This is a genomic window from Pseudomonas sp. BN515, from assembly GCF_029873155.1.
GTDB lineage: Bacteria > Pseudomonadota > Gammaproteobacteria > Pseudomonadales > Pseudomonadaceae > Metapseudomonas.
Map to the genome: position 1 here is coordinate 86,943 of NZ_SSOH01000016.1, position 6,000 is coordinate 92,942.

General features: G+C 64.1%; 7 protein-coding genes. 2 read left to right on the forward strand and 5 right to left on the reverse strand.

The window, feature by feature from the left end:
• Positions 1-6 precede the first annotated feature (6 nt).
• The gene (locus E8E91_RS04125) at positions 7-939 is read left to right on the forward strand and encodes a LysR family transcriptional regulator (RefSeq protein WP_280374716.1); all 933 of its coding nucleotides are present in this window, start codon (positions 7-9) and stop codon (positions 937-939) included.
• Between the two features lie 158 nt (positions 940-1,097).
• Here the strand turns inward: E8E91_RS04125 and E8E91_RS04130 are convergent, their stop codons facing one another.
• Both E8E91_RS04130 and E8E91_RS04135 read right to left on the reverse strand, forming a co-directional pair.
• On the reverse strand, positions 1,098-2,372 hold the full coding sequence (locus E8E91_RS04130) for a CynX/NimT family MFS transporter (protein ID WP_280374717.1): 1,275 nt from the start codon (positions 2,370-2,372) through the stop codon (positions 1,098-1,100).
• Positions 2,373-2,400: 28 nt separating this feature from the next.
• The gene (locus E8E91_RS04135) at positions 2,401-3,051 is read right to left on the reverse strand and encodes a FadR/GntR family transcriptional regulator (protein WP_280374718.1); all 651 of its coding nucleotides are present in this window, start codon (positions 3,049-3,051) and stop codon (positions 2,401-2,403) included.
• Positions 3,052-3,229: 178 nt separating this feature from the next.
• Here E8E91_RS04135 and E8E91_RS04140 point away from each other — a divergent pair, with 178 nt between their 5' ends.
• Positions 3,230-3,472, forward strand: a complete 243-nt coding sequence (locus E8E91_RS04140; protein WP_280374719.1) for a hypothetical protein — start codon at positions 3,230-3,232, stop codon at positions 3,470-3,472.
• Between the two features lie 133 nt (positions 3,473-3,605).
• Here E8E91_RS04140 and E8E91_RS04145 read toward each other — a convergent pair whose 3' ends face one another.
• The 3 genes from E8E91_RS04145 to dmeF all read right to left on the reverse strand — a co-directional run bounded on the left by E8E91_RS04145 (position 3,606) and on the right by dmeF (position 5,685).
• Complete coding sequence (locus E8E91_RS04145) at positions 3,606-4,004, reverse strand: hypothetical protein (protein WP_280374720.1); 399 nt, start codon at positions 4,002-4,004, stop codon at positions 3,606-3,608.
• Positions 4,005-4,102: 98 nt separating this feature from the next.
• On the reverse strand, positions 4,103-4,453 hold the full coding sequence (locus E8E91_RS04150) for a hypothetical protein (RefSeq protein ID WP_280374721.1): 351 nt from the start codon (positions 4,451-4,453) through the stop codon (positions 4,103-4,105).
• Positions 4,454-4,725: 272 nt separating this feature from the next.
• Positions 4,726-5,685, reverse strand: coding sequence for a CDF family Co(II)/Ni(II) efflux transporter DmeF (gene dmeF, locus E8E91_RS04155; RefSeq protein ID WP_280374722.1), 960 nt, complete (start codon positions 5,683-5,685; stop codon positions 4,726-4,728).
• Positions 5,686-6,000: the final 315 nt, after the last annotated feature.

Sequence of the window (6,000 nt, forward strand, 5' to 3'; positions counted from 1 at the left end):
GAGCCCATGGAAACCCTCAGCAGCATCGAGTGCTTCGTGCGCGCCGCCGAGGCTGGAAGCTTCGCCGAAGCTGCGCGCCGCCTGGGCCTGACGCCCGCAGCGGTGGGCAAGAACGTGGCCCGGCTGGAGTCCGGCCTGGGTGTGCGCCTGTTCCTGCGCAGCACCCGACGCCTGACCCTGACCGAAGCGGGAGAGCGCTTCCTGGCGGAGGTGAGTGGCGGCCTGGCGACCATCCAGGGCGCCGTGGCCAGTCTGGCCACCAGCCAGGGCCAGCCGGCGGGCACCCTCAAGGTGAGCATGGGCGTGGCCTTCGGCCGCGATTACATCCTGCCGCACCTGTCCGACTTCCTCGCCCGTTACCCGGCGATAGTCCCCGACTGGCACTTCGACAACCGCCAAGTGGACCTGATCGGAGAAGGCTTCGACGCGGCCATCGGCGGCGGTTTCGAGCTGCCGCCCGGAGTGATCGCCCGCCAACTGGCGCCGGGCCATCGGGTGTTGCTGGCCTCGAAGGACTACCTGGCCCAGCACCCGACCATCGAATCACCGGAAGACCTGATCCGGCACGATGGCATCCTCATCCGCTCCCCCCAGACCGGCCGTGTGCGCAACTGGCCACTGCGCACCCGCGACGACCGCCAGGCCACCCTGGAACTGAAGCTGCGCATGACCATGAGCGACCCGGAAGCGGCTTGCCATGCGGCGATGCAGGGGCTGGGCGTGACCCTGGTCAGCACCGTGCACGCCCTGCCCCACCTGCAACGCGGAACGCTGGAGCGGGTGCTGCCGGACTGGTACGTGGAGACCGGCAGCCTGTCCCTCTACTTCAGCGCGCAGAAGCTGCTGCCGGCCAAGACCCGCGTGTTCATCGACTTCATCGTCGAACGCTTCCGCGAACAGAAGCTGGCGGAAAAATTCAACGCCAACTGGCGCCCCTGAGCCGCAAGCGGGCACTTCTTCGTAGGATGGGTAGAGCCTGCGAAACCCATCGATCGGCGCTGATGGGTTTCGCTTCGCTCTACCACATCCTACAAATGCCTCAGCCGGACAAGGGTGGAAGTCGCTTTTCACTTCCACCAACGCGCCACGCCAGAGCTTCAGAGATGCTCGCTGCGCGCCGCCACATACAGGTTGCGTCCGGCGCCTAGGCCGAACGCCGTGGCGGCCAGGCTGATCACCACGAAGATGATTCCCACCGCGCTCCAACCCTCGGTCAGGTCGTGCACCACGCCCACCATCAACGGGCCCATGGCGGCCAGGGTGTAACCCACGCCCTGGGCCATGCCGGAAAGGTTGGCGGCCACGTGGGCATCCCGCGAGCGCAGCACGATCAGGGCCAGGGCAATGCTGAAGGTGCCGCCCTGCCCCAGGCCGAGCACCACGGCCCAGCCCCAGATACCGGACAGCGGCGCATAGAGCATGCCCAGCAGGCCAGCCAGGGTAAGGCCCATCACCAGCACCACCGCGGCGCGCTGGTCGCGGCCGCGGGTGGCCAGCCAGGGCGCGCCGAGGGCGCTGATCAGCTGCACCATCACCGACCCGGACAGCACCAGCCCCGCCTGCACTGCACTCAGCCCACGGTCGATCAGGATCGACGGCAACCAACCAAACACGATGTAGGCCAGGGACGATTGCAGGCCCATGTAGAGGGTCACCTGCCAGGCCAGCGGGTCGCGCCACAGGCCGGTCACCTTGTAGACCTGGCGGTGGGCGTGCTGGGTCTGGCGGGTCTGGGGCAGCCAGATCAGCGCGGCGAGGATGGCCGGCAATGCCCAGAAGGCCAGCGCCGGCTGCCAGGCACGGTCCATCAGCTCGGCCAGTGGCACCGTGGCGCCGGCGGCCAGCGCCGCGCCCAGGCACAGGGCCATGGTGTAGACGCCGGTCATCAGCCCGGCGATATGGGGGAAGTCCCGTTTGACGATGCCCGGCAGCAGCACGCCAATGATGCCGATGCTCGCCCCCGCCACCAGGCTGCCAAGGAACAGCCCCGCCACCGGGAACAAGCTGCGCAGCACGATGCCGCCGGCCAGGGTGAGGAGGATCAGCAGCACCGTGCGCTCGCTGCCCAGGCGCCGCGCCAGGATGGGTGCCAGCGGCGCGAACAGGCCGAGGCAGAGCACCGGCAAGGTGGTCAGCAGGCCGGCGCCGGTGGCCGACAGGCCCGTGGCCTCACGCACCATGTTCAGCATCGGCGCCAGGCTGGACAGCGCCGGGCGCAGGTTCAGGGCCACCATCACCAATCCCACCAGCAGCAGCCAGGAACTGCCTCGCAGCACGTGGGGTTGGGGTTCATCGTCGGCTTCGGCGTCGATCAGCAGCTCTTCCGGCGGGCAGGCCGGCTTGGGGTCATCCATGGGGTTCGGGGCGTTCATGCAAGGCAGCTCCAATAAGGGGGCAAGGTCAGATCAGCAACGCACGGTTGGCCGCTGCGGCGGCGTCCGCGTCTTGTCGTTCGATGGCATCGAGCAGGTCACGGTGCAGGTCGAAACTCGGCTGCGGCCGTTCGGGGTCGGAGATGGTGCGCTCCAGGCCAACGCGAATCACCTGGGAGAAGTAGCGATACAGCTGGCTCAGCACCGGGTTGTGGGCGCTGTCCACCACCCGCTGGTGGAAGGCCAGGTCGTGGACTATGTAGTCCTCCAGGTCCTCGTAGCCGGAACGCGCGGCGGATGCGGCCAGGGCCACGCGCAGGTCCGCGAGGTCATCCTCGGTACGACGCAGGGCGGCCAGGCGCGAGGCCTCGATCTCGATCATCCCCCGGGCTTCCAGCGCCTGCTCCACCGAACTGCGGGCCAGCGCCTGCATGGTGGCCAGGGGATCGGCACAGGCGCGCACGTAAGTGCCGTCGCCCTGGCGCACTTCCAGCACGCCGGAGAAGGTCAGCACCCGCACCGCCTCGCGCACGGTGTTGCGGCTGATGCCGATGATCTCGGCCAGTTCGGGTTCGGGTGGCAGTCGCTGGCCCAGGGGCCAGGTGCCGTTGTCGATGCGCTGACGGATCTGCTCCAGGGCGATATCCACCAGGGAGCGCTTGAGGGCGGGAGCGGACATGGCAAACATCCAATCATCCGATGAATTTGAGAAGGAAAAGGTTAGCCTGCTCACTATCTCCCTGCAATCGCGGCATCCTTGCGGTTGAGGCAATAGTCATTATCTACGGGGATGATTTTTCCCCCTCCCGGTCGGTTGGTAGCCTGCACGCACTCACCAATACACACCGGGGACACCCATGAAACACGCACACATCCTTGCGCTGTCCGTATTGGCGCTGATCCTCGCCGGCTGTGCCAGCCAACCGGAACCCGAGCAACGCCCCTACACCGATGCCGAGGTGAAGCAATTCGCCCTGGAGATGCTCAGCCGCGCCGGCCTGCCCTACGACGACTACGAGAAAGTCCGTCAGGCCCTCATCCACCCCAAGGTGCCCGAGGCGGGGAAAGACCTGCCCACGGAACTGCCGCGCAAGGGTTGATGCCTTCACCGAGCCCGACCGGGCTCACTGTGGGGGCGATTTCAATCGCTTAGCGGGTCAACAGCCCGCCCTCGCAAAAACGCCGCACTCACAAGGTGCGGCGTTTCTCTATTCGGACACAGCATCCGATGGTTTACTGAGGGGAATCCGGCGACCAGACCGGGTCCGGGCCGACAAACCTCGTCTTCATTGAGGCCACTAGCGCTCCAAGTGCCCCCAAAAGCGCCATACCACCCAGCAAGGGAAGAACAAAAATAATGAGCGCCATGACAAACATCGATTGCATGAGCTCCGGAATTGCGACCGAAGCGATGTAACCAATCGCAAAGACAAGGACAATCTGGACCAGGCATATCAATGAATAGAGGCACCAACGGAGCTGATACCGGCTCTTTCTTTCCCCATCACGGGGAGTCGGGCCATGCCAAGTCAGCAACAGGCGGGTCACGAAGCTTCTCGGACGAAACGCAATAAACGCGAGCACCAGCAGGATGGCGATCCAAAAGAGTGCCAGCTTCGCGGAGAAACTCATATACATCCCCAAGGTCGGTCGACGCCCGACGTGAGCGAATGCTTCCACTTGCTCACACTATCGGGAAAGAATGAATCCGCCTCGCTCCTGGTCATGCCTCACAGATCGAGGAAGTAACCAAGCGTGGCGGCAGCCAATGCCAGTACGGAGAAGATGATCACTGGCCTGGAAGTGGCGAGCGCAAGAATGCCCTGGGCATTTCTCTTCCGTATTTCTCGGAGCTCTGCTGCGGCTTCAGGATGTATGTCGTTCAGGAAGTATCTGCTGCTGTAGATCAGATACCTCGCTTGCTGGAGCTCGCTTGCGTTCAGACACGCAACAGAAAATATTTCCTCACCATCCGGACTAAGCCCAACGGTGAAAACGTAAGAGTCCAGACCATGTCGTCTTAATGCCGAGTTGAAGTACTCGGCAAAATCCTTGTTCTTGAAGTCAAGTAACGTGTACATGCGCTTATCGTTGCCGGCCGATTAGTACCAGGCCGCACGCCACATTGCGATGGAAAGTCATATTACGTCCCTGTCGTTCCTTTAATCCTTGCTTGCCTTGAAGCAATCCCGGCGACGCTACTGATTTGCCGACACCCTGTCCACCGGCACACCACCATCCATGTGCGAGCCCGTAGGATGCGGTAGAGCGAAGCGAAACCCATCAGCGGAGGTCGATGTGTCTCGCAAGCTCAACCCATTCTGCGAGGTGCTCATCCGCACAGTCCCGTGGATCAGGCTGGCATCGACGCCCCCAGCCGATTGATTTCCACTGTCACGTGGGCCAACTCCTCATGAATGGCGAGTGCCTGCCGCACGCTGTCGGCGTCGATCGCCCCCGTCGTGGCCAGGGTGAGGACACAGGCGTAGCTGTCCTTGCTGACCCGCCAGACATGCAGGTCGGTAATGGTGGGAGCTGTCGGCAACGCAGCAATCACCTCGCGGATATCTTCCACCACCGGTGCGTCCATCTCCGCATCCAGCAGCACTCGCGCGCTATCACGCAGCAGCCCCTTGGCCCAGCGCGCCACCAGCACGGCGCCCACCAGGCCCATTACCGGGTCGAGCCAGGCCGCACCCCAGAACTTGCCGGCCAACAGGGCAACGATGGCGAGCACCGAAGTCGCGGCATCGGCGACCACGTGCAAGTAGGCCGAACGCAGGTTGAGGTCGTGGTGATGGTGGTGGTCGTGGTGGTGATGGGCGTGCTCGTGGCCATGATCGTGGTGATGGTGGTCGTGGTCATCGCGCAGCAGCCAGGCGCAGAGCAGGTTCACCACCAGCCCCAATACCGCGATGGCGATGGCTTCGTCATAGTGGATCGGCCCCGGCGACAGCAGGCGTTCCACCGACTGGAACACCATCAGGCCCGCCACCCCCAACAGCAGGATGGCGCTGGAGTAGCCGCCCAATATCTCCACCTTCCAGGTCCCGAAGGCGAAACGCCGGTCGTGGGCCAGCTTGCGCGCGGCGGCATAGGCGAACAGCGAAAGGCCGAGCGCCAGCGCGTGGGAGCTCATGTGCCAGCCATCGGCCAGCAGCGCCATGGAGTTGAAGTACCAGCCCCCGGCAATCTCGGCCAGCATCATCACCGCGGTAATCCACATCGCCAGGCGTGTCTTGCGCTCGGCCGACAGATTGCTCTGGTGGAATTGGTGGGAGTGCAGCCAGTGTTCCGGGTTGCGCGTGGTCATGGCTATCATGCTCCAGAAAATTTGAAGTAGCCGAGACCGCACAGGATAGTGGTTGCACTGCCATACGGGGTATGCCCCTGGCACCTGTCTAACCGTAGGGTGCGCCACGTGTTCAGCCGGTATACATGGGTAACGCTTGTCGGGAGACATGGGTAACGGGTGGATAGTCATGGCTTGGGTTGCCTGAGATCAATCTGGCGCACGGTCTTACGGATGAACACCACGTCGAAGATGCCGTCGGTCGCGGTCGGCCGGATGGCAACCCGCTCTCCCGCCAGGCCGCCTCCGACAAACAGGCTCCGGCCGTTGAAGCGG